At 51.4% G+C, this 21032-nt stretch carries 24 protein-coding genes; 8 read left to right on the top strand and 16 right to left on the bottom strand.

Features of this window, described 5'->3' with window-relative positions:
- Positions 1-104: 104 nt before the first annotated feature.
- From B212_RS0128425 to B212_RS0128415, 3 genes are read right to left on the bottom strand one after another with little or no spacing between them, the layout of a single operon-like run.
- A complete protein-coding gene (locus B212_RS0128425; RefSeq protein WP_019914722.1) occupies positions 105-2282 on the bottom strand; it encodes a carbohydrate-binding domain-containing protein in 2178 nt (725 codons plus the stop codon).
- A 23-nt stretch (positions 2283-2305) separates the two neighbouring features.
- Complete coding sequence (locus B212_RS0128420; RefSeq protein ID WP_019914721.1) at positions 2306-2989, bottom strand: DUF4956 domain-containing protein; 684 nt, start codon at positions 2987-2989, stop codon at positions 2306-2308.
- Positions 2982-3716, bottom strand: coding sequence for a polyphosphate polymerase domain-containing protein (locus tag B212_RS0128415; protein WP_019914720.1), 735 nt, complete (start codon positions 3714-3716; stop codon positions 2982-2984). Before B212_RS0128415 ends, B212_RS0128420 begins: the two co-directional genes overlap by 8 nt.
- A 314-nt stretch (positions 3717-4030) precedes the next feature.
- On the opposite strand from B212_RS0128415, the gene B212_RS0128410 reads away from it, so the two are divergent.
- Together B212_RS0128410 and B212_RS0128405 are read left to right on the top strand one after the other, a co-directional pair.
- Positions 4031-4708 (top strand): response regulator transcription factor, encoded by a 678-nt coding sequence (locus tag B212_RS0128410; protein WP_019914719.1) that lies wholly within the window; start codon positions 4031-4033, stop codon positions 4706-4708.
- Positions 4708-5976, top strand: a complete 1269-nt coding sequence (locus tag B212_RS0128405; protein ID WP_019914718.1) for a sensor histidine kinase — start codon at positions 4708-4710, stop codon at positions 5974-5976. The genes B212_RS0128410 and B212_RS0128405 overlap by 1 nt, the downstream gene beginning before the upstream one ends.
- 127 nt (positions 5977-6103) lie before the next feature.
- On the opposite strand, the gene B212_RS0128400 is transcribed toward B212_RS0128405, so the two are convergent.
- Positions 6104-6772, bottom strand: coding sequence for a TetR/AcrR family transcriptional regulator (locus tag B212_RS0128400; RefSeq protein WP_019914716.1), 669 nt, complete (start codon positions 6770-6772; stop codon positions 6104-6106).
- Positions 6773-7027: 255 nt separating this feature from the next.
- Here B212_RS0128400 and B212_RS0128395 point away from each other — a divergent pair, with 255 nt between their 5' ends.
- Both B212_RS0128395 and B212_RS0128390 read left to right on the top strand, forming a co-directional pair.
- Positions 7028-7813, top strand: a complete 786-nt coding sequence (locus B212_RS0128395; RefSeq protein ID WP_019914715.1) for an SDR family NAD(P)-dependent oxidoreductase — start codon at positions 7028-7030, stop codon at positions 7811-7813.
- Positions 7814-7825: 12 nt separating this feature from the next.
- Entirely contained in the window at positions 7826-8959 is a 1134-nt protein-coding gene (locus B212_RS0128390) for an SMP-30/gluconolactonase/LRE family protein (RefSeq protein WP_019914714.1), read from the top strand.
- Positions 8960-9144: 185 nt separating this feature from the next.
- Here B212_RS0128390 and B212_RS32665 read toward each other — a convergent pair whose 3' ends face one another.
- From B212_RS32665 to B212_RS0128370, 4 genes are all read right to left on the bottom strand, one after another.
- Positions 9145-9900, bottom strand: coding sequence for a nucleotidyltransferase family protein (locus B212_RS32665; protein ID WP_019914713.1), 756 nt, complete (start codon positions 9898-9900; stop codon positions 9145-9147).
- Between the two features lie 105 nt (positions 9901-10005).
- The gene (locus B212_RS0128380) at positions 10006-10383 is read right to left on the bottom strand and encodes a RidA family protein (protein ID WP_019914712.1); all 378 of its coding nucleotides are present in this window, start codon (positions 10381-10383) and stop codon (positions 10006-10008) included.
- Positions 10384-10480: 97 nt separating this feature from the next.
- Positions 10481-10807, bottom strand: a complete 327-nt coding sequence (locus B212_RS0128375) for a helix-turn-helix domain-containing protein (RefSeq protein ID WP_019914711.1) — start codon at positions 10805-10807, stop codon at positions 10481-10483.
- A gap of 58 nt (positions 10808-10865) precedes the next feature.
- Positions 10866-11708, bottom strand: a complete 843-nt coding sequence (locus B212_RS0128370; protein WP_019914710.1) for a hypothetical protein — start codon at positions 11706-11708, stop codon at positions 10866-10868.
- A gap of 154 nt (positions 11709-11862) precedes the next feature.
- On the opposite strand from B212_RS0128370, the gene B212_RS0128365 reads away from it, so the two are divergent.
- The 3 genes from B212_RS0128365 (at position 11863) to B212_RS32660 (ending at position 13302) form a co-directional block, all read left to right on the top strand.
- Positions 11863-12210: a helix-turn-helix domain-containing protein gene (locus B212_RS0128365; RefSeq protein ID WP_019914709.1), complete on the top strand. Its 348-nt coding sequence runs from the start codon at positions 11863-11865 to the stop codon at positions 12208-12210.
- Between the two features lie 19 nt (positions 12211-12229).
- Positions 12230-12571, top strand: a complete 342-nt coding sequence (locus B212_RS0128360) for a helix-turn-helix domain-containing protein (protein WP_019914706.1) — start codon at positions 12230-12232, stop codon at positions 12569-12571.
- 377 nt (positions 12572-12948) lie between these two features.
- Complete coding sequence (locus tag B212_RS32660; protein ID WP_019914705.1) at positions 12949-13302, top strand: CopG family antitoxin; 354 nt, start codon at positions 12949-12951, stop codon at positions 13300-13302.
- 135 nt (positions 13303-13437) lie between these two features.
- Here the strand turns inward: B212_RS32660 and B212_RS0128350 are convergent, their stop codons facing one another.
- From B212_RS0128350 to B212_RS0128320, 7 genes are all read right to left on the bottom strand, one after another.
- Positions 13438-14148, bottom strand: coding sequence for a DUF421 domain-containing protein (locus B212_RS0128350; RefSeq protein ID WP_019914703.1), 711 nt, complete (start codon positions 14146-14148; stop codon positions 13438-13440).
- Positions 14149-14235: 87 nt separating this feature from the next.
- Positions 14236-14919, bottom strand: coding sequence for a hypothetical protein (locus tag B212_RS33495; RefSeq protein ID WP_198015900.1), 684 nt, complete (start codon positions 14917-14919; stop codon positions 14236-14238).
- A gap of 93 nt (positions 14920-15012) precedes the next feature.
- The gene (locus tag B212_RS34845; protein WP_019914699.1) at positions 15013-15180 is read right to left on the bottom strand and encodes a hypothetical protein; all 168 of its coding nucleotides are present in this window, start codon (positions 15178-15180) and stop codon (positions 15013-15015) included.
- A gap of 13 nt (positions 15181-15193) precedes the next feature.
- Positions 15194-15838: a hypothetical protein gene (locus B212_RS0128335; RefSeq protein WP_019914698.1), complete on the bottom strand. Its 645-nt coding sequence runs from the start codon at positions 15836-15838 to the stop codon at positions 15194-15196.
- 226 nt (positions 15839-16064) lie between these two features.
- On the bottom strand, positions 16065-17438 hold the full coding sequence (locus tag B212_RS32650) for a sensor histidine kinase (protein WP_019914697.1): 1374 nt from the start codon (positions 17436-17438) through the stop codon (positions 16065-16067).
- A gap of 10 nt (positions 17439-17448) precedes the next feature.
- Positions 17449-18126 (bottom strand): response regulator transcription factor, encoded by a 678-nt coding sequence (locus B212_RS0128325; RefSeq protein WP_019914696.1) that lies wholly within the window; start codon positions 18124-18126, stop codon positions 17449-17451.
- A gap of 26 nt (positions 18127-18152) precedes the next feature.
- A complete protein-coding gene (locus B212_RS0128320) occupies positions 18153-19205 on the bottom strand; it encodes a DUF4097 family beta strand repeat-containing protein (protein WP_019914695.1) in 1053 nt (350 codons plus the stop codon).
- Positions 19206-19362: 157 nt separating this feature from the next.
- On the opposite strand from B212_RS0128320, the gene B212_RS0128315 reads away from it, so the two are divergent.
- A complete protein-coding gene (locus B212_RS0128315) occupies positions 19363-19941 on the top strand; it encodes a class I SAM-dependent methyltransferase (RefSeq protein WP_019914694.1) in 579 nt (192 codons plus the stop codon).
- 111 nt (positions 19942-20052) lie between these two features.
- Here the strand turns inward: B212_RS0128315 and B212_RS0128310 are convergent, their stop codons facing one another.
- Entirely contained in the window at positions 20053-21027 is a 975-nt protein-coding gene (locus B212_RS0128310; RefSeq protein ID WP_019914693.1) for a mannonate dehydratase, read from the bottom strand.
- Positions 21028-21032 lie beyond the last annotated feature (5 nt).

The raw sequence follows: 21032 nt of genomic DNA, 5'->3' as shown, positions 1-21032 counted from the left end.
GGTGAGTTTATCTCCGATGTGCTTACAAATTCACCTGAGTAGATATTGTGATTGCCAAGCAAAAACAGCGCCTCTCCATTCACCGGAGGGGCGCTGCTTGTTATTTAATTTGCACTTCCGCTTGTACCCTCTGAAGCGGTACCCCCACCGGTTCCACCTTGTGGAGGTGTGCCGCCAGCGCCGCCTTGGGGTCTGGTACCGCCGCCGCCGGTGAATCCGCCGCCGCCACCGCCAGGGCCACGGCCTGTGTTGGCCGTCGTGACTCCCGATTCGTTGAGCCAGGTTACGCTGCTGGAGATATCAAACGCCACTACCTGGGTTTCGCCGCTGTACTCACCGTCTGTATACAATCCGTCTACTACAGTGTCGGTAGAAGTTCCGCCCGAGTAAAGCTTGTAAGAACCGCCCTGCTTCAGATCCGGGGAGCTGACGACGACGGACCGATAATTCTTGGAAGGTGCGAAGGTCAGGATATTGTTGCCGTCACTGTCTTCCAGATGAACCAGAGTGCCCGCTTGCTGATCTTCCGTGAAGCTCATGCTTACCGAATACTGGCTGGAATCCTCGCCCGGTGCCTGGGCCATGCCTGCGCTGCCTGCTGCCACCAGATAACCGCCAGTCATATTGAAGGTGCCGTCGTAGTCGAGCGGGCCGTTGCCGTCATCGGTAGGACCGTTGACAATCACGGTACCGCCTGTCATCGTGACCGATCCGTTCGAATCCAGACCATCACCGGCAGCATCAACCGTTAAGGTTCCGCCGCTGATCGTCAGCATGTTGCTGCCGGCGCTTGCGAATTGATCCTGCTGAGTGGTTGCCTGTGCAGCGTTGTCGTCATTACCCCCGGCCACGTTCACGCCGTCATCCGAGGCCACCACATGGATCTCGCCGCCGGATATGGTGATATTCGCGCCTTCAATGCCTTCATAGCTCTTCAAAATATTAATAGTGCCACCGGATACCGCCGTAAGGCTGTCCGCATGAATTCCGTCGTCGCCTGTCGTAATCTTGAACCCGCCGTCCGTGATGGAGACATTGCTGTTGCTGTGCACTGCATCATCTGCGGAATTAATCGTGAAGCTGCCGCCGTTCACGGTAAGATCACCTCCGGCCTTGAGCCCTTTGGCGCTCACGGACTCTGTTGCAGCCGTCGCCGTTGTAGTCGCCTCTGCTGTGGTCACCGCCGCCGTATCTGCGGCAGCCGCAGAGGTGGTTGCCGCAGGCGCAGTATCGCCTGAAGCAGCCGGGGTTCCGTCCACTGCCCCCTGGTTACTGAAGCCTCCCCCTCTGTTGCCGCCCATGCCCATACCGCCCGGGCCTTGATCGCCTGTCTTCACTTCAGCGTTCTCATAACCTCCGTTCGTCACGATGCTGAACGTTCCGCCATCAATCACTTCCGCCGTCTCAGCTTGAATACCGTCATTGCCTGCCGTTATATCGAATGTTCCGGCTGCAATGGCTACGAAGCCTTTGGTTGTTTCCTCATCATTGGTGGACTTGATGCCGTCTCCCTCCGCTTTGATGGTTATCGTTCCATCTTGAACGGCGACCATGTCTTTTCCGACAATACCATCGTCTGCCGCCTGGATCTCAAGCGTGCCGCTCACAAGCTTCAGATCATCCTTGCTGGTAATTCCATCATTGTAGCTTGCGGCAACAGTCAGCTTGCCTGTTCCATTAATCGTCAGATCCGCCTTGCTGAAGATGGCCGCGCTTGGCTCATCTGTAGTGGCATCAGCGGACGCATATTTGGCTCCATCGGCAACGCTGTTCTCCGTGCCTTCCTGTAGGGTGATTACGACTTTGCCCGCTTCCTTGATGTAGATCGGCGCGCTGTCGCTGTCCTTCAGGTCCACTCCGTTCAGCACCAGCCGCACGGTTCCCTTCGCCTGCTCATCAACGATAATCTGCCCGTCGCTCAGCTTCCCGGAGAGAACATAGGTCCCCGCCTCCGTAATCGTTACCGATCCATCCTGGGCTGTAGCGCCAGTGCCGCCTTCAATTTCTGCAGTGGTTCCTGCCAGGAGAATATCAGTGGAGGTGTCGGCAGTCCATGCGGTAGTCGTATCGTCTTCGTCATACGTCACCAGATCACTCGCTTTAACGTTTGCCAGTTCTACAGCGGCAGTAGTTCCACTCGTAGCACTGGAGGTAACTGCTGCACTCGTTGCTCCATTATTCGCAGCACCGGTCGCCACCCCGCCATTCGCGCTGCATGCCGTCATAAGCGCCGCAGCCAGCAGCACCAGTCCCACCTTGCTCCCTGTCATACAATTCTTCATATGTCATCGTTCCCTTCGATTTTTTAATAGTCAGTTGTAGTTGGACTCATCGTCAGCGAGAGATCCAGATTGCCATTGCGGGTGCGGATCGCATCCAGGAATTCCTTCTGGCTGGTGTGCTCATCGAGCGTAACGTCATAGACCAGCTCGTATAAGCTGCCCAGCTCGGTGGTTCGAATCTTTTTCAGCTCAAAGCGGACATTGAATTTGTTGAATACTTCGGCAAAAGCTTCCTCATAGCCCAGATTCTCAGGAATGGTTACCTTCAGCGTCTTCTGCAGTGTCTTTCTCGCTCCGAAGCCGGTGCGGTTCAGGATGAACATCAGCACGCAGAGCACAAGGGTGAATAGTACGGCGTAACCAAAGGAGCCAACTCCGCAGGCAAGACCGGCAGCCATCGTGAACAGGACAAAAGTGATATCCTTCGGGTCGCCCGGCGCGCTGCGGAAGCGAATGATCGAGAAGGCTCCGGCAAGGCTGAAGGCGCGGGCTACGTTGCTGCCGATGAGCAGGATGATGACGGCCACAATCACCGGCAGCAGCACCATCGTGAGCGTGAAGCTTTGCGAATACCCTCCCGGGTTGGTCTTCATATAGGTGAGGCTGATCATGCCGCCCAGTACAATTGCGATAACAATAGTCAGAATAGCGTCAGTGAAGGTTAAATCGGTACTCGTCAGAGCCGCGGAAAACAGTGAATCAAGCATAGAGGGCACTCTCCCTTTCGATTTTGAGCATTTTTTTATATTCATTGCCGTATTTGGAGAAGCTGGTGCGGTACATCCGGTGCTCCGAGAGCATTTTTGCCAGCCAGACCGGAATCGTCTTCTCGGCCTTCACTTCCATCAGCCACTGGCCCGGTTCCATCAGGTACTCGCCATGTGTGCCATGCTCCAGCTTCAGATCATAGCGGCGGCTGCGGATATTGGTGTCGAAGGTGATCCGCAGATCACGGTTGTTTTTGCAGAACAGCGCCTTGCGGTCATAGGAGAGGTACACCTTGGGCTGCAGCTCATACCGGGATAAAAAATACTTGATCTCCTCGATCACCTGCTTGTTCATATAATCCCTCCATTCCGGCTCCACGCCGGTAGCGACGAAATCGTAGGCCTCCTGCAGCTTCAGCGAGGTTCTTCTTTTGTTCACCAGGCCGAACACCTTCTTCTTGATTTCCAGATACACCTTCGTATCCTGGTTCGGAATCCCGTAAGCTCTTAACCGGAGCTTCTCTTTGTACTTTGGCTTCGCCAGGCTGCTGCGGATCAGGGAATCATGGGCGGTGTCGTAATAGAGATTGGTAATGGAGTAAAATTCATGCTGCTTGTTGTAATCGTCAGGCTCCATATATTCCAACAGGTCATTATAGAGCTTCAGGTAATCTGCGTGGTCGAACAGATATTTGTTCTCGTATCGGTTGAATACCTCAATTGCCATAGGGGTCAGATCCTTTCATAGTGGAGTGCTTGTTAAAAAGCTGTATGTGTCACGTTTCTTGTATGTTTCCGGTGTGATCCGGTGTGTCTCGCTTGCTATGAATGTATCTTAGCCCCGGAACCTTTAATGAATCTTAAATGACTTTACACTCTGCTGATCTTTTGACACAGGCTTAACAAACAGAGTTCCCTCTCACAATCCCTTCATCTATACAGCCATCGGCGGATAACATCCGGTTAAGGTTCGTTAAAGGTAATCTTGCTATAATGGCTTAAGAAATAAGCAAATTTTCAATGCAGAGGATGGGCATACCCATGAGAATATTAATCGTGGAAGACGAAGTGCATCTGGCGGAAGCCTTGAGCCAAATATTGAAGAAGATGAACTATTCGGTGGATATGGTCCACGACGGCAGATCGGGGCTGGATTATGCACAGAGCGGAATCTATGATCTGCTGCTGCTGGACATTATGATGCCGGAAATGGATGGAATTACCGTACTGAAGAAGCTGCGCAGCGAAGGCGTGTCCACGCCCGTGATCATGCTGACCGCGAAGGGAGAAATTTCGGATATGGTGACGGGACTTGATTATGGAGCCGATGACTATATCGCCAAGCCCTTCTCGTCGGAGGAGCTGCTGGCCCGGATTCGGGCGGCGCTGCGCCGCAAAGGCGAAGTCATCCCGGATGATACCCTGAAGCTTGGGGATATAGAGCTGAATACGGCGAACCTGAAGCTGTCCGTAAAGGGCAAGGAGATCAAGCTGAATCTGAAGGAGAATGAACTGCTGGAGCTGCTGATCCTGAGAAAACAGGCAGTGACCTCGAAGGAGCAGATTATCGAGAAGCTGTGGGGCTTCGATTCGGAGGCGGAGCATAACAATGTGGAGGTGTACATTTCTTTTTTGCGGAAAAAGCTCACGTTCCTGGGTTCGGAGGTACGCATTAACACGATTCGAAATGTAGGTTATGTATTAGAGGTGACAAGCTGATGTTCAAAAAACTCAGGAACCGGTTTCTGATCGTAAATCTGGCCACCATCTCGGTGATTATGCTGATTGCTTTCGCTTCTATCTACGTGTACACCTACCAGAATGTGCAGAGCGACATTAATATGAATCTCCACCGGATTGCGGATTATCAGCAGAAAGGCCCCGGCGAGACAGGCCGCCATGACACGGCTGCGGGAGCCACACCGCCCAATGACAGCGGACTTATGGAAGGCGGCAACCCGCCGCCGGAGCGCTCCGTTTCCTTCATGCTGCGAACCGACAAGGACGGAAACCTTGTAGCCAAGGACTCCAAATTCACGATGGACGATGAGTTCTATACGGCGGCGCTTAAGGAAGCCCTTGGCATGGGCAAGGACACCGGGAGGTTCACCCTGGATGACAGCCGCTGGATCTTCACAGTCAAGCATACGAGTGACGGGTCGATGATCGTCTTCCTGGACATCACTGCCCAGCAAAAAATTCTCACCAACTTAATCTACACCTTCACCGCTGTCGGCCTGCTGATGCTGATTATTCTCTTTTTCACCAGCCGTTTCTTCGCCAACCGCTCGATTACACCCGTACGGGAGGCTTTTGACAAGCAAAAACAGTTCATCGCCGATGCCTCGCATGAGCTGAAGACACCGCTGACGATTATCAACACGAACGCAGATGTGCTGCTGTCGAACAGCGACGACACGATCCGCAATCAGGCGAAGTGGCTCCAGTACATCAAGTCGGAGACCGAGCGGATGGCGCGGCTGACCAATGACCTGCTGTACCTGACGGAGATGGACGATTCCAGAACAGCCATGATTCACAGCAAATTCAATATAAGCGAAGCGGTGGAGAATATCATCCTGACGATGGAAGCCGTAATTTTCGAGAAAAATATCTCCTTCGGCTATAACATCGAGCCGGAGCTGAGTGTGCAGGGCAACAGTGAGCAAATCAAGCAGGTGGTGATGATCCTTCTCGACAATGCCGTGAAATACACGAACCCTAAGGGCGCTGTAACCATCTCGCTAAAAAAACAGCATAACGATGTGCTCCTGTCCGTCACGAACACCGGGGAAGGCATTGCCCCCGAGCATCTGACCCGCATCTTCGACCGCTTCTACCGCACAGATACCTCACGGGCGCGCAAGCAGGGCGGCTACGGACTGGGCCTGGCCATCGCCAAGTCGATTGTGGATCAGCATAAAGGAAAAATCTACGCCAAAAGCGTAGCCGGAGAATCTACGACGTTCTATGTGCAGCTTACTTGAAAGCCTATCGCTTGAAAAGGAGGATAACAGCGCTTCTCACAAGTTGGATGGTGTAACATGAACGGCACGAAAATAAACGAAAAAAGCATAAAAATACTATTGTTATGTTATTGTTGTTGGATAGTTATTATCCAGCCGCAAACAAGGATTGCGACAGTAAAGCCATGGTTTGCTTGTAAACCGTATGAGCCGCATCGGCATCCCCAAGGAATCCGCCCATATACAGGTGAATTACCCCGTGAAGCGAAGCCCATATGGTGCTGACAAGGGTCCCGGCCTCTTCCTGGTCCGATATCTGACCTTCCTGCTGGGCGGTGCTGATTAGAATCAGCAAACGGCGTATGGCTGTCAGCGTTCCCTGCATACTCTGCTCATCCGGCTTGAACTCGGCAAAAGCCCCTCCGAACATCAGCTTGTAGTAGCTGGTGTAGTCCTGCCCAAACTGCCAGAAGGCTTCGCCCAAATCGAGCAAGTGCCGCAAGAGGTCGGAGGACGGCTGCACCTCTTCAAAACGCTCGGCCAGCAATTTGCAGCCCTCAAGATACAATTGCTGAGCCAGACCTTCTTTATTGACGAACAAGCTGTATATAATCTTGGTGGAGCAGCCCATCTTCTGCGATACTTTACGGACGGTAACGGCCTCCGGCCCCTCCTCCTGCAAAATAACGGCGGCTGCGTCAACCACAAGCTTACGGAGATTTTCCGTATTCTGCAGACGAGCTTCCTGATATGTCTTCAATTCCCGCCCCGCAGTTTGCGAGGGCTTGTCTTCGTTATGGATAAGGATCACCTTCATTCGGTTATCGTGTTATTGACAGGAAACAAGGTTACTGGTTTCTAACAGGCATTCTAACCATTTGCAGAAGGGTTGTCAATTAATCCGTCACGTTAAAAAAATGATTTGACATAGATGTATTCATCAGGTTACGATGATTCACATCGGAAACAGTGTTACCAATAATATATGCCGATATGGATGTGGCATTATTTTTTTGACCATTAGGTAACGTTGTTTCTATAACAAAACACTGTATTATAAGGAGCGGAAATTATGAATATTAAAGGGAAATGGTCGCTGATCACCGGGGCATCTTCAGGCATTGGCGAACAGTTTGCAAGACAACTGGCAAAGGAGGGCAGCCATTTGGTGCTTGTAGCCCGATCTAAGAGCAGACTTGATGCACTTGCCGCCGATTTGACCCACAGCTATGGAATTAGGGCACAGGTTATTCCCCTGGATCTGTCCATCGAAGGTGCTGCCGGAGAATTGTATCAGAAGTGCCAGCAGCTCAACCTGGAAATTGAGCTGTTGGTCAACAATGCGGGGTTTGCCACCCACGGCCTGTTCGAGCAAGTCTCCGGCGAGCGCCAGCACGAAGAAGTAATGCTCAATGTCGCCGCTGTAGTGGACATGACTCATTTGTTCCTGCCGGGAATGCTCCACAGAGGTGCCGGCGCTGTGATCAATGTATCGTCTACCGCCGGCTTTCAGCCGCTGCCTTACATGGCCGTCTACGGGGCCACCAAAGCTTTTGTCTTATCCTTTACCGATGCTCTCTGGTGTGAGAACCGTGACCGTGGCGTACAGTTTTTTGCCCTGTGCCCGGGCTCAACCGATACGAATTTCTTCAATGTTGTTGGTACGGAGGCCGCTTCAGTCGGCGCGAAGGACACGCCGGAGCGTGTTGTGACAATCGCACTGCGCGCTATGAAAAAAGGGAAGCAGTACGTTGTTCCGGGATTCCAGAATTACCTGACTGCCCAGATTTCCCGCTTCATGACCCGCAGACAAAGCCTGCGGCTGGCCCAGGCCACGCTTCGACCACGTAAACAATAAGGAGGATTTATCATGTCCACAGAACCAAAGCAACGCAAACGTTCAACACGTCAACAAGTCGGCAGATGGAGCTTAGCCCTGCTCGGGGCAATTGTGCTGGGAATCGCTGTATTTCTGCTGATCCCTGCTCCGGTAGATCCTGCCGTATGGTCTGCACCTGCCGCTCCTTCCTTTGAGAAGGAGGGCCCCTGGAAAGAAAACAACAAGCTTAGCTCGGCAGAGCTGGTTACAGACCGCGCGAAGTACCCGGAATTTATCACTTTTGATGCAGAAGGACGGCTATATACGGGGGACTCCGACGGCAAAATTTACAGAGTAGCTTTTGACGCAGCGGGTAAGGCGCAGCCGGCTGAAGTGTTCGCCGATACCCGCGGAACACCCAACGGACTGAAATTTGACGCGGCCGGGAATTTGATTGTAGCGGATATTCAGAAAGGACTGCTGTCGATTGACCCGGGGGGGAATGTTGAGGTGCTTACAAATCAGGTGGAGGGCGGACCGGTCTACTTGGCGAACGAGCTGGACATTGCGCAGGACGGTTCAATCTATTTCTCGGATACTTCCAACTATGGCAAGGTCATGTTCAAAGAAATTGCCGAGAACAAGCCGCATGGACGATTGCTGAAATATGATCCGGTGACCAAGGAGACGACCGTTTTGCTTCGGGATCTGTATTTTGCCAATGGAGTGGCGTTGTCTGCCGATGAAGATTTCGTGCTTGTGGCCGAATCTTATCATTATCAACTGACCAGATACTGGCTGAAAGGGGCCAAACAAGGCACCTCGGATATTTTTGCGGAGAATATTGCCGGATTCCCGGACAACATCACACGTGATGCACAGGGACACTTCTGGGTGGGGATCTTCACAACCCGATTGCCTTTTGCCGATTACATGCACAGTCATCCCTGGTTAGCCGCAACAATGTCCAAAGTTCCACAATCCTTGTTAAATGGAGCTAGTAGGCCGGTGAAGCATGGACTTGCCGCGGAATATGGACCCGAAGGAGAACTTATGAATAGCTGGCATGATCCTGAAGGAACATTATACGGCATCACCACCGCCGTAAGCCAAGGGGGATATTTATATCTCGGAACCGCACCGGGCGGAAGCCAGGGGGTTCATCGGGTGCTTTTGAATCCGTAAGGATTCCGCCGCTAATTAGAGCATAACAAAGGAGGGGTCTTAATAGCCGTGAATGGCCGTTGGGACACCTCTCTTTTACTGATATGCGCCTTGGGTGGACGCTGAGAGCGGCTATGAAATCTGTCGACGTCTCAGCGTGTTAATCAGTTCTGCCTTTTGGAAGTTTTTAGTTCCGCTTATATAGCTTAGCCTCTATCCTCCTGCCCGCTCCCCAGCCTGGCCCGCATCTGCGCATACGCTTCGGGAGTGCCGACATCTTCAATAGCGCCCTCCGTATAGTAGGCCCGGATCTCCTGGCGGGAGTGCAGCCAAGCAGGAAAATAACTCGGCGCATCCGGGTTGCCCCCTTCGGCAAGATAACGTGCGAACAGCGGCAGCGTAGATTCTTTATAGATATACAGCGCAAATACGCCAATGTTCGTCCGGGGCGACTGAGGTTTTTCTTCCAAGGACAGGACCCGCATCTCTGCATCCAGCTCAGCCACGCCAATACTGCGAAGCTCCCCGACATCGTCCACCGTTCGGACCAGAATACAGTCTTTGTCTACCGCATGAAAATAATTCAAATACCCCTCAAGGCCAAATCCGAGCACGTTATCACCCGCCAGCACCAGCAGATCATCCTGCAATTGTTCCCGCTCGATGACAAACTGGATATCGCCAATTGCTCCCAGCCGCCCCTCCGGCGTGGAAGTGCCGTCATTTAGTATACGGATCGGCTTCGCGCCTCTGTACTTCTGCCCCCACTGCTCAAAAGCACGAAAAAACCGCTCATTCGTCACAATGAGAACCTCCGTAATTTCCTCCAGCACCTCCAGGCGGTCCATCAGCAGATCCAGAATTGTACGGCTCCCTTGAACCGGCAGCAGCGGCTTCGGCGTATCTCTCGTTAACGGATAGAGACGGGTCGCATACCCCGCAGCCAAGATTAATGCAATCATCCCTGTTCGCTCCTCTGCCTGCAAAAGATTTCCCTCTACTATATACCACCGGAGACGGCCAGCCAAGCTATCCGCTGCTGCAATCCTCTTCCTTCTACTGTTGCGCTATTCAGCGCTGCGCGGACGGTACGCGATGCCATCCATCTGAACCTTCAGCCCATCCGGCCCGCCAACATGCGCGAACTCGGTAGAAATGGTTTTCCGCGCCGGATACCCGCCCTGAAATCTGCGCTTGAACACCGCCTCCATCACCGGAATATCCCACACATCCCGCAGCAAAATATCCAGCTTCACCACATCCGCAAGCGTCAGCCCCACCTGCCGCAGCCGGTCGCTCATATGATCCAGCGCACCTTCCACCTGCTCCTCCACCGTTCCCCCAACATTGCCCACACAGAAGCTGAGGAACACAAAATCCCCCGCCTCCACAAATCCGGAATACGCATACTCCTCATTCACATCATGTCTAACAATCTCGCCCATACCTGTCTTCGTCTCCTTATCAGTTAAGATAAGTTCATTATAGGAGGGGATATCGGACAACTGTGTGTCGTAGTTTGGCGGAGCCGCATTAATTAAACTATGAAGAAGAATTACTCTTTAAAATTTCCCTCAACAGATTTTTAGCTAACTGTACCTTATCACCGTTGGACTCACGAAGCATCTCTATAATTTCTTGAATGTTATTTTCTTGTTCAGTGAACTCTATTTCCTCATCTACATATGCAAAAAGCTGAAGCAAATTAACGCCCAAGGCCTCAGCTAGTTTAGTCAAATTCAGTAACGATACATTTTTCTCACCACGTTCGATTTGCCCTAGATATGAAAAATGAAATCCACCCTTTTCCCCAAGCGCTTCCTGTGATAATCCCTTTTCCTTCCGAAGGCTGCGAATCCTCGCTCCCACAAGCTTGAGTGCTTCTTGTTTTTCACGGCGTTCACCTCTCTATATGGTTTCATTAGCCCTACACATACCGCAGGTCGAAGAGATCCACAGCCACCTGCCCCAAGCACTCCGTCATCGCCTCATGATATCGCCGGGCCTGCTCTGCCGTAACCCCTTCACGCAGTAATTCGAACAATGCCAGACAGCGCTTGAAGTTCCCGTCATGTCCTGTCCGGTGGGCCAGCATTAAAGAGTGTATCGTCCAGTCCAGCGCCTCCGTCAGCCTGCCTGCCCGCTTATGATATAACGCCGAATGATAACAATAGCTGAAATAATGCGAAATATTGCCTGCATCCTCATATTCCTCAAATCCGGCACTCTGTTCCGCGAACGTATGCAGCAGCTCGTCCACATCAAGTCCGTACTGCACTGCAGCCTGCAAAATAGTCCCAAGCCCCGGCAGCAGCTCCTCGGGATTATCTCGCAAAAACCCTGCATACCCCTCCAGCAGTTCCGTCCTACCGGACAGAATCTCCACTGTATACAGGTTGGCTCGTGCCAGGTATCTGAACTCCTCGGCAATCTCCTCCCCTTCCTCCCCCAAATCCTCCATCCAGCCAAGCTCGGCATAGCGGTATATGGATTCCCTGGCCTCATCATACCTCGCCTGCTTCTGGCACCCGATGCCCCGCATCAGGTGACTGAACCCGAAATAATAGACCAGCGGACGCTCCATATCCAGAATCGGCATTGGAAGCTGCTTAGCCTTGTGATACTGCCGCTCCTCATAGATGCACTGCGCATAGCTGTACAGAACCCCCGCCGTATTCAGCATCTTGTCCCAATCCTCGAAGCGATAAGCCATTTCCAGCATTTCAACAATAATATCCGGCTTGAGTGATTTCAGAATGGAAGGGCGCACGGGTGGAGCCTCCTTTTTCTTTATCTATTTGTTAAGAAGTAGTACAATATATCAAATATACTACTATTAAGTAGTATTATCAATATGTTTTACCGCCTTTATAACCCTGCTATTTATGCCTATACTCTCCTAACCTTTAGGAGAGGTGATTACCATGACAGACTTACGGAATACCGTCGGAGATAGAATTCGGGCTATTAGAAAAGCAAAGGGATTAACACAACAACAATTAGCGGAACTATCCAACCTGGATGATGCATACATAGGGGCAGTAGAACGGGGAGAACGGAATTTCTCTATTGATACATTGGAGAAAATAGTAGTCGCGCTAAAAATTCAACCCACAGAATTATTTCAAAATCTTGATGATTTGAATAAGGTTGAAACAGCACAGCGTAGAGCAATTGATGAATACGCGGCTACTGTTAGTGAGTTGAGTGTTAAGCAGATTGATGCAATGAAGAGGATTGTTAGAGAGGTTAAGGGAGCTTTCGAGGATTAGGCATACCAGAGGTGACCCCATGAATTTACCAGAAAGTGTAGGAAATCGGATACGTGAGCTCAGAAAAGCAAAAGGCTGGACACAAGAGCAATTAGCCGAAGCAGCATCGCTTCATTACAGTTACATAGGTGGGGTTGAACGAGGAGACCGTAACATTTCTTTGGAAACTCTTGAGAAAATAATTGCTGCTTTTCAAGTTCCGGCTATTGAAATTTTTCGTTTTGAGGATGATACCAACCGCCGCAAGGCGTTAGATGAGCATATGACTTTGATCAGTGACAGGAGCACAGAAGAAATAACAGCAATCACTAAAATCAATCGGGAAGTGATTGCTGTTATAGATATGCCTAAACAGCTCTAAGTAAAATAAATTAACCCCGAAGAAAAAGCAAGAAGCCAAAAACATTACTTCGTTTTAGGCTTTTTTTACTCTCATAAGATGCGCCAAGATGCCAGATAAATCCAAGTAAAAGCTTGTAAAAAAATCAGAGAACTCATCCGAAGATTGCGTAACTTGTATCCAAGCACGCCCTGCTCTCCCGACCATAATTTCATCAGATTTTCAGAATAATTTATTAGAAATCAATCTTCCATGAATAAAATGTGCTACAATTGTATATACAATAAAATATACACGATTGAGGGGAAGCCTTAGTGGTATTCAGTTGATACGAATCATTACTGCACGTGATGCTACTGAATCTGAGACGAAAATATACAATAGGAGGAATCGCTAGTATGAAAATAATTACTTCCAGAGATGAGATTCCAGAAAATATGAGTGAGCAAGAAGCAGCCGAATTTTGGTCGACTCACACAATGAGCGAGGAGTTATTAGAGGCTTCCATCATAGAAGATGAAGACTACGATTTGCCAAAAAGAAAATCTGTATCTATTTCTATTCGCATCGACGAGGACTTACTTGTCCGAATTCGTTCCATAGCCAGACAAAGAAAAAAAGGTTACCAAACCTTGATTAAAGAATTTTTGATCGAACGAACATATGAAGAGGAAAAAAAAATGTCCCTTTTGGAAAGGGATAATTTCGCATACAATGAATCCGCTTTTAGGGAAATAGCAGCAACAAAATAATGAGCGACTCTAGCCGCTTGCGTAGACAAATTTCTCCCCCTCAACGATTTTTGTGAGGGGGAGCTTTGTGTTTCAGACTAATTAGCTCCAACAGAAACGCTTCGCAATCCGCAGATTGCCCCCAACCTCTCCTGGCTACTCCCGATCCAGCGGCTGCTGAATTCCGTCCTTATAGAAATCGAACACAAGCTGCTGGTGCGTGCCTCGTACCGCATAGAACACATCTGCCAGCATCTTGCCCTTATGCTTCTTCCGCAGCTCGTTCTCCAGCGACTCCCGGGTCAGGCCGTGCAGCTTGATATTGTCCTCCACCAGCTTGCCGTCCATAATCAGCTCCACAGGGAAAGTCTGCGCACGCAGAAGCAGCCCCATGTCCTGCCGGGTTACGGGCTGGTAGGCTTCCTTCCTTAGAATGGAGACCCGTCCGTTATCTTCAAGAACCGCATATTCAACCTCTTCAATATTGAAAATCTCCCTCTCCCTCAGCGCCTGGTCCAGCGAATCCAGCGTATAGTGGATCTTGCGCATGTTGGCATCCATGATTTTGCCGTCTTCGATCAGGACAGTGGGGGAGCCGGAGATCCAGCTTCGCATTTTACGGCTTTTGAGTGCAATGAACGAGAGCAGGAATGAAATGCCCGTAATCACAACAATGGCCAGGACAAGATAAGACGATCTCAGGCTGATATTGAATGCCAGGTTCGCCGCCAGGGAGCCCATCGTAATACTGGTCACAAAATCATTGGATGTCATGTTCGACAGGGTCTGCTTGCCCAGTATTCTGGGGATGAGCAGCAGCAGTCCCACCGACAGAATCGTCCGAATCAGAATTTCTACATAGTTCATTGTCAAGCCTCCTCCCCCCATTATTTCCAAACGGCTTCAAAAAAAACAGCAAAGCCCCTGGAATCCGCGAGGAGGAACGTTCATCGGTTACGGTGTAAGCTCCAGAACATGTGTATTAAAATCGGGCTTGAACTTTTGTTCCATCACAGCCTCATTGCCGGCGCCGCCACCATGCTGAACCAGCAGTACACCGTTCTTTACCTTCAATTCTGTGTTTGGCAAAAAATCGTACTGGTCAAACGTGCCTTCCCCGGTAAGGAACTTTAATGGAAAAGCTCCTTCTTTCGATACGTCAATCAGGTAGAAGGAAAGCCCATGACAATCCTTATAATTCGGAATAATTACGAAAACTTCATGCTCAGGAAACGCCAGCTTTTTCAATTGAAGGGTCTCATTCCCGGGTTGAATAAAGCTGGTCAAAGAGGATAACGTCAGCTCAGTGACTTTATTAGCCGTATCTGTGAACTGCACTTTATATGTACCGCTAATCTTATAATCTTCTGCGGTACCATAGCAGCTTGGAGCACCTAGTTTTTCAACCTTCTCTGGAACGGTAGACTGAATTTCCAATGTCCCGTACTGGGATTCTCCGGCTGCTCTTACTTGTGAAGCAGTTACAGGAGACGGGGAAGGACTGGAAGAGGATTCTGTCATTGCCGCAGTATGCGGGGCAGCGCTAACGCCGTTTTGTTGCTGTTCAGATTTGGTGCATGACGTAGCAAAAACGAGTAAAGACACTCCTAAAACAGACAGTATAATACGCTTTAACATAATTTTTCACCCTAGACAAATATATCATTTTTTCCATTTACTATGCAATCGGAGAAAAAAAGAAGCGGGAGGTTGTCCCACTTCTTTTAACAGTTATAGCTTTTCAATAGCTTCTGCTTGGGACACATTTCGAATTAATTGACCTGCACCCTCTACAATAAGGTCGAAGCTTCTGGCTTTACGCAGCAGTTCCACGTACTGATCCTTGGGTATCGTCACCTGCAGGTCCTTGTTCTCTTTTTCACATCCGCAATCAGACATACATGTCATCCCCTTAAAAAGAAATATTGGTAAATTTGTAGAGGTTCGGGTCACTGCTCTGGATGTAGTTGTATACATTTAGACAAGTGTTATTGGTACCGTTGATCGTAACGTACAAGCCGCTGTACCCTGCGGTTGCCCATATTCTTTTGGTAGAAGATGAATTTTCAGCATAGGTGTTGCTGGAGCAGTAGGAAGAACTGGTTGTGTTATCTACATCGTAACCCGCTGAAAGGGCATTGCATGCTTTGGTAAGTCCGGCCGATGTAGCTATGCCGCCATGTGAATAGGCCGATTGGACACAAGGATAACCCGATATAAGGAGATGGGCATAAGCCGTAACCCCTTCAATGAGATCGGCAAATTTATATCGTTTTCCAGGAGTGGACACTCCCGGGATGGTAGAACCTTTATAACCACAAGTAGCATCCATATTGCCGGGGTTATTTCGCGCAGCAAATTCAGTCAGACTCCAGCCCATTTCAAACCCCCATTGCCCGAGTATGATGCTGATAGGCAAAGCTCCGTAATAGGGACTCAAATAGGATTGATAGGAAACCCATTTCGCTAGATCCAGAACTGCAAAGTTATGCGTGAATGAATCGGTGTAGGGTACTGTTCCAGTGACAAAGGTGTTGATATTCGATGCACAAGGCATTCTGTATTCCTCCTATTCTTTTATTCTTCCGGAAGGTAATAACATTTATATGCCACTCTATCTTTTTTGCTATCAAAATTGCAGATTCGGGCTGGAAGATAAGTAGAATTCCTATACAGCAAAAAGAGGCTATCCCGGCCAATGCAATGGCTTGTGGGACAGCCCCCAATCATCTTATGCTTTTGTCTATTGCAGCTAAACTGTAAATGCCCGGTGAGGGTCTCACCTATCCCCCGATGAACCGCAGCGTCACTGTCGTACCTTGCCCAGGCGTACTGTCGATGGCGATGGAACCTCCATGCCGCTCCATAATGGCTTTGGCAATGGCCAGTCCCAGGCCCGATCCGCCCTGGGTCCGGCTCCGCGAAGCCTCCGCGCGGTAGAAGCGGTCGAAGATATGCGGAAGCTGCTCAGGAGATATCCCGATTCCTGTATCGGTCACGGTTAAGACAACCTGCCCATCCGCTGCCCGGTGCCTGATGGTTACCGTTCCGCCTTCGGGCGTATATTTCAGCGCATTCTCGACAATATTGCGCAGCACCTGATAACCCGCGCCTCCGGGCATGCGGATCAGCAGCGCCTGTCCGTCCGGCAGCCCGTCATAATCAAGCTGCACGCCGGGGCTGACGTGCACCGTCTGGGGCAGCAGCTCGCGCAGAGTCTCCCGAAGGTTGCAGCGCTCCTCTCCCCCATCCATAAGCGGCGCTTCCGCTTCGGCGAGCAGCAGGAGCTGGGCAATCAGCTCCTTCATTCTCCGGGTCTCCTCCATCATGAAGGCAAGCGACTCGTCCAGCACCTCCGGCGATTGCTTGCCCCAGCGCTGAATCATATGCGTATGTCCCTCGATGATCGCGAGAGGGGTCTTCAGCTCATGCGAGGCATCCGAGATGAAGCGGCGCTGCTGGTCGAAGGAGCCCTCCAGCTTATGCAGAAGTCCATTGAAGGTCTCCCCGAGCTGATGCAGCTCATCCTTGGCAGTTGGCACATGCAGCCGCCGGGACAAGCTGTTCATCCCGATGCTCCGCACCTCCCCGATCATACTGCGGATCGGCTTCAGCGCAGAGCGGGCAACGAGGCCTCCGGCTATGACGGCCATGCCGGCGGCCAGAAGCAGGCCGAGCAGCAGCAGCCTGCCAACCTCCCGCTCTGCCGTCGCGCTCCGCGAATGCCCGCTGTCCGTAAGCCGGAGCCGGACAGTGCCATACACGAGCAGTGAGAGCTCCCTCTCTGCCTTATAGCTCGCGGCGGCATCCCCTGTTCCGCCTGTTCCCGCCTCTGCAAGCACCCGTCCGCTTGAATCGAGTATCTGCAGCAGTTGTCCCTCGTCCAGATCGGAAGCGAATGACGACAAATCCGGCTTCAGCACCGCCGCCGCTCCGCTGCCTCTGCCAAGACCCGGCTTCAGCAAGGAAGGCAGGAACTCCACCTCGCCGATCTGAATCTCGAACTGCTTCAGCTTGGCATCCAGCAGCTCAGCCTCCTGGGTCTCTGTCCAGTGCTTGAAGGTAATGTAGACAAATCCGCTGACAAAACCCGCGATAAGCAGAGCCGCCAGCGCAATGGATGCACTGACCTTGCGTGAGAACGTCCATGCCTTCATCCGCTCACCTTCAGTCTCTTAGAATATAGCCGCTGCCACGGACGGTATGGATCAGCTTGTCTTCGAACCCTTCATCTACCTTCATGCGCACGTACCGGATATAGACATCGACGACATTCGTCTCACCCTCATAGGAATAACCCCATACGAGATTCAACAGCGCTTCACGGTTCATCAGCCGGTTCTTATGCGCAAGCAGACAGTGCAGCAGCTCGAACTCGCGCTGCGAGCATTCGATCTCTAGTCCCGCACGGGTGACCCGGTGCGAAGCCACGTCGAGCATCAAATCCTTCGCATATAGCACTTCCTCCCCGGCTTCCGCCACATGGAGCCTGCGCTGCAAGGAACGCATGCGGGCGAGAAGCTCTTCAATCGCGAACGGCTTAGGCACATAATCATCCGCTCCCGTATCCAGTCCCCGCACCCTGTCGCTGACCGTATCCCGGGCTGTCAGCATAATAATCGGCGTCTGCTTGACCGCGCGTACACGCTTGCAGACTTCAATCCCGTTAATTCCGGGTAGGTTCAAATCCAGCAGAATCAGGTCAAAATGCTCCTTCAGCGCTTTATCCGCTCCCGTAAAGCCATCGCCCGCAACCGTGATCTCATAGCCTTCATAGGATAGCTCCAGCTCCAGCAGGCGGATCATGGCGATTTCATCCTCGATGATCAAGACACGTTCCTTCAATTTCTTTGTCCACCTCTTTGCACTAATCAGTTCATCTTCAATAGCGACAGCTCGGACATAGACTGCACATCAATTCGGTACGTGCCCTTACCAATCTGCCCGGTTGCCCTGTGATTCTTCACCGTCAGCGGAAAATCCGTCTCAATTTCACCAAAAGCGGATTTCGCATCCACCTGCACGTCTGAGCTTCCGGGCCAGGCCAGCTCCATATCGCCGAACATCGTAGACACCTTCCAATTGCCGCCGACCCTTCCACTGGCTATGTCGATACTTCCGTTTGTGGCGGCAGCTTCTATAGCGGAGAATGCATTTCGGGCAGTCAGGTTGCCATTCGTTATCTTCATCTTCAAAGGTCCGGCGATCTGATCGGCCTCAACATCTCCATTGGTCAGTGAGACCGTCACGCTTGCTGCAGCATCGGATACATCCACATTGCCATTTACCAAATGGAGGGAGATATCACTCCCGATGCCGGAGGCTCCGATGTCACCGTTCACAGTAGATAATTTGATTTTACCTGTGTTAGAAAGATTTGACAAAGTAAGATTGCCGTTCTCCTCCTTCACCTCCAGATCAGCCGTCATCCGCTGCGGCAGAGTAACCGTCAGATTAATGCTGGGATAATGCATATTTCCATAAGGCTCACTATAGGTCTTGATCTCCAGCTTCGCGCCTTTGCTCACCTGAATGCCTGCCTTGTCTGCCACCCGCTTCGCTTCCTCTTTGGAAGCCTGATCTACATCCACGGTCATATGGATTTCAATGTCCTTGACCTTTCCCTCCTTGATATCAATCGTTCCATTGGTATTCGCGATAGAGACACTTTGTGTGCTGGACGGCACATTGACGCGGGTGATGCCTTTGTCACAAGAATACCCTCCTGCCGAAGTCTGCAGCACTGCCTGTGAGGATGTCATGACCGCTGCGGCGGAAGACTGCGGCTTAGAAGCTGGTGCTGCTGTTGAAGATTCGAAGGCCGAATCAACCACCTGCCGTGACTCGGCTGCCCCAAGTCCTATATAGAATACTGCCGCGGCCACAGCAGCTCCTGCCAGCAGCAGTTTCCATGCGTTTTTCATATTCCGTTCTCCTCCATTCATTGTAATTACCCCTAGAGTAGGGCATGAAGGATGAGAAAGACTTTGCAGGCAGATTAGAATTTGATGAGAGGTTTGCTGCAACCAAATCGCATTAACTCCAGTTCACTGGTATCATAGATAGGAAAAGGAGGCAGGTATGCTTATCGTAGACATCATTCCGTGGCTCCTTGCGAGTGGAGTCCTGCTGTCCGTACTATCTATTGTGCTGCAGAGCTGGCGCAACGGGATATCCCCCATGCCCGCTTCCGGGGTGGTAAGACAAGCTGTAGCCGGAGAAGTGAGCCGGATTTCGGGATATGCCAATATCGTAGAAGCCGGCTCCGGCTGGGGCACGCTGGGTCTGGAGGTGATCCGCCGCTGCCCCGGCAAGCGGCTGACCGGCATTGAGAATTCAAGCATTCCCCTGTGGGCTTCCCGGCTGCTGGCCGGAATAGCTGTGCGCATGCTGCCTGCCTCCGGCGCCGGAGAGCAGCTTCATGGAAGACTGCGCTATGTCCGGGGAGATATGTACCGCAGCTCCTATGAGCATGCCGATATTGTCCTCTGCTACTTGTTCCCCGGCGCGATGGCGCGGCTGGCGGATAAGTTCAGGCAGGAGCTGCCTCCTGGCGCGGTCGTGATCAGTGTGTGCTTCGCCCTGCCGGGCAAGCAGGCTGTTCGTACAATTACATGTGGCGATGCACTGCGGACCAAGGTGTACGTATATAGCTATTAATCAGCTCAAGGACGTAGGGCGCTAGTTCACAATTAAAAATGTCCTTCAGGACAAATTCTCCTAAAGGACATTTTTGTGTGCATTTTAGCGGAACGGGCTAATCCAGAGAATTCATAGGCGGTGCTTATACCCGACAGCTTCCATTAATCCGATGATGTAGCCGTTGCCGAACAGACGGCCCAATACCTCGTAGCCGGAATTAATGTTCGGCTCACCGGCCATGGTGGGTACATGGTCGGCACGGATCGGACCGTCGAAGCCGACCTCGCGGTATGCCTTCATGGCCTCGTACATATCTGTTTTGCCGTTGTCATGGAAGGTCTCGTGGAAACGTTCAGCCGTGCCGGAGACATCGCGGAAATGAACGAAGTTAATTTTATTCTGCTCTCCGAACTGCCGGATCACGGACGGAATATCCTCCCCGGCTGCCGCAAGTGTTCCCTGGCACAGGGTAATCCCGTTGTTCGGACTCGGCACCAGGTCGATGGCCCGTTGAAGGGCTTCAGCGCTGCGCAGAATGCGGGCGATGCCGCGGATTGGTGAGACAGGCGGATCATCGGGATGCAGTGCGAGCTTGACGCCCGCGGCCTCGGCAACCGGAACAATGCGTTCCAGGAAGTATTTCAGGTGATCCCATAGTTGCTCTTCTGTCACGACACCAAATTCCGTCAGCGGCACATCGCGCATCGCTTCGTGATCATACCCGGAGACGAGTGCGCCGCCGCGGGTCTCCATTTCGGTTGAGGTGCGGAACCAGCCGAACCCGGCCATGAAATTGTAGCAGTATACAGGAATGCCCAGCTTGCCCATATTGGTAATCAGTTCTTTAAAAGCCTCAATCTCCTCATCGCGGCCGGGAAGTCCGAACTTGATATGGTTACAGAGCGGCATACTCTCGATAACCTTGACACCCAAGCCATGGTCAGCATACTTCTTCTGAACTCGGGCCAAAAAATCATATTCAGTCAGCCGGTAGCCCGGCTGCTCATGCAGAGATATCACAGCATCATGGATTCCGAGCTGCTTAGCCAGCGACCAGAAGTCGCTGGGATCGTCGTGAAAAAAATACGCTTCTGCCAGTTTCATTGCTA

Source organism: Paenibacillus sp. HW567, assembly GCF_000374185.1.
GTDB lineage: Bacteria > Bacillota > Bacilli > Paenibacillales > Paenibacillaceae > Paenibacillus_AQ.
This window is presented reverse-complemented; position numbering and strand designations above follow the sequence as displayed.

Bases quoted from the DNA above. Each gene is read 5' to 3' on its own strand.
- B212_RS0128315 (WP_019914694.1), top strand. From the start codon at position 19,363: ATGCTTATCGTAGACATCATTCCGTGGCTCCTTGCGAGTGGAGTCCTG.
- B212_RS32650 (WP_019914697.1), bottom strand. From the start codon at position 17,438: ATGAAGGCATGGACGTTCTCACGCAAGGTCAGTGCATCCATTGCGCTG.
- B212_RS34845 (WP_019914699.1), bottom strand. From the start codon at position 15,180: ATGTCTGATTGCGGATGTGAAAAAGAGAACAAGGACCTGCAGGTGACG.
- B212_RS0128335 (WP_019914698.1), bottom strand. From the start codon at position 15,838: ATGCCTTGTGCATCGAATATCAACACCTTTGTCACTGGAACAGTACCC.
- B212_RS32665 (WP_019914713.1), bottom strand. From the start codon at position 9,900: ATGATTGCATTAATCTTGGCTGCGGGGTATGCGACCCGTCTCTATCCG.
- B212_RS0128310 (WP_019914693.1), bottom strand. From the start codon at position 21,027: ATGAAACTGGCAGAAGCGTATTTTTTTCACGACGATCCCAGCGACTTC.
- B212_RS0128390 (WP_019914714.1), top strand. From the start codon at position 7,826: ATGTCCACAGAACCAAAGCAACGCAAACGTTCAACACGTCAACAAGTC.
- B212_RS0128395 (WP_019914715.1), top strand. From the start codon at position 7,028: ATGAATATTAAAGGGAAATGGTCGCTGATCACCGGGGCATCTTCAGGC.
- B212_RS33495 (WP_198015900.1), bottom strand. From the start codon at position 14,919: ATGTTAAAGCGTATTATACTGTCTGTTTTAGGAGTGTCTTTACTCGTT.
- B212_RS0128380 (WP_019914712.1), bottom strand. From the start codon at position 10,383: ATGGGCGAGATTGTTAGACATGATGTGAATGAGGAGTATGCGTATTCC.
- B212_RS0128320 (WP_019914695.1), bottom strand. From the start codon at position 19,205: ATGAAAAACGCATGGAAACTGCTGCTGGCAGGAGCTGCTGTGGCCGCG.
- B212_RS0128400 (WP_019914716.1), bottom strand. From the start codon at position 6,772: ATGAAGGTGATCCTTATCCATAACGAAGACAAGCCCTCGCAAACTGCG.
- B212_RS0128425 (WP_019914722.1), bottom strand. From the start codon at position 2,282: ATGAAGAATTGTATGACAGGGAGCAAGGTGGGACTGGTGCTGCTGGCT.
- B212_RS0128415 (WP_019914720.1), bottom strand. From the start codon at position 3,716: ATGGCAATTGAGGTATTCAACCGATACGAGAACAAATATCTGTTCGAC.
- B212_RS0128420 (WP_019914721.1), bottom strand. From the start codon at position 2,989: ATGCTTGATTCACTGTTTTCCGCGGCTCTGACGAGTACCGATTTAACC.
- B212_RS0128405 (WP_019914718.1), top strand. From the start codon at position 4,708: ATGTTCAAAAAACTCAGGAACCGGTTTCTGATCGTAAATCTGGCCACC.
- B212_RS0128360 (WP_019914706.1), top strand. From the start codon at position 12,230: ATGAATTTACCAGAAAGTGTAGGAAATCGGATACGTGAGCTCAGAAAA.
- B212_RS0128365 (WP_019914709.1), top strand. From the start codon at position 11,863: ATGACAGACTTACGGAATACCGTCGGAGATAGAATTCGGGCTATTAGA.
- B212_RS0128410 (WP_019914719.1), top strand. From the start codon at position 4,031: ATGAGAATATTAATCGTGGAAGACGAAGTGCATCTGGCGGAAGCCTTG.
- B212_RS0128350 (WP_019914703.1), bottom strand. From the start codon at position 14,148: ATGAACTATGTAGAAATTCTGATTCGGACGATTCTGTCGGTGGGACTG.
- B212_RS32660 (WP_019914705.1), top strand. From the start codon at position 12,949: ATGAAAATAATTACTTCCAGAGATGAGATTCCAGAAAATATGAGTGAG.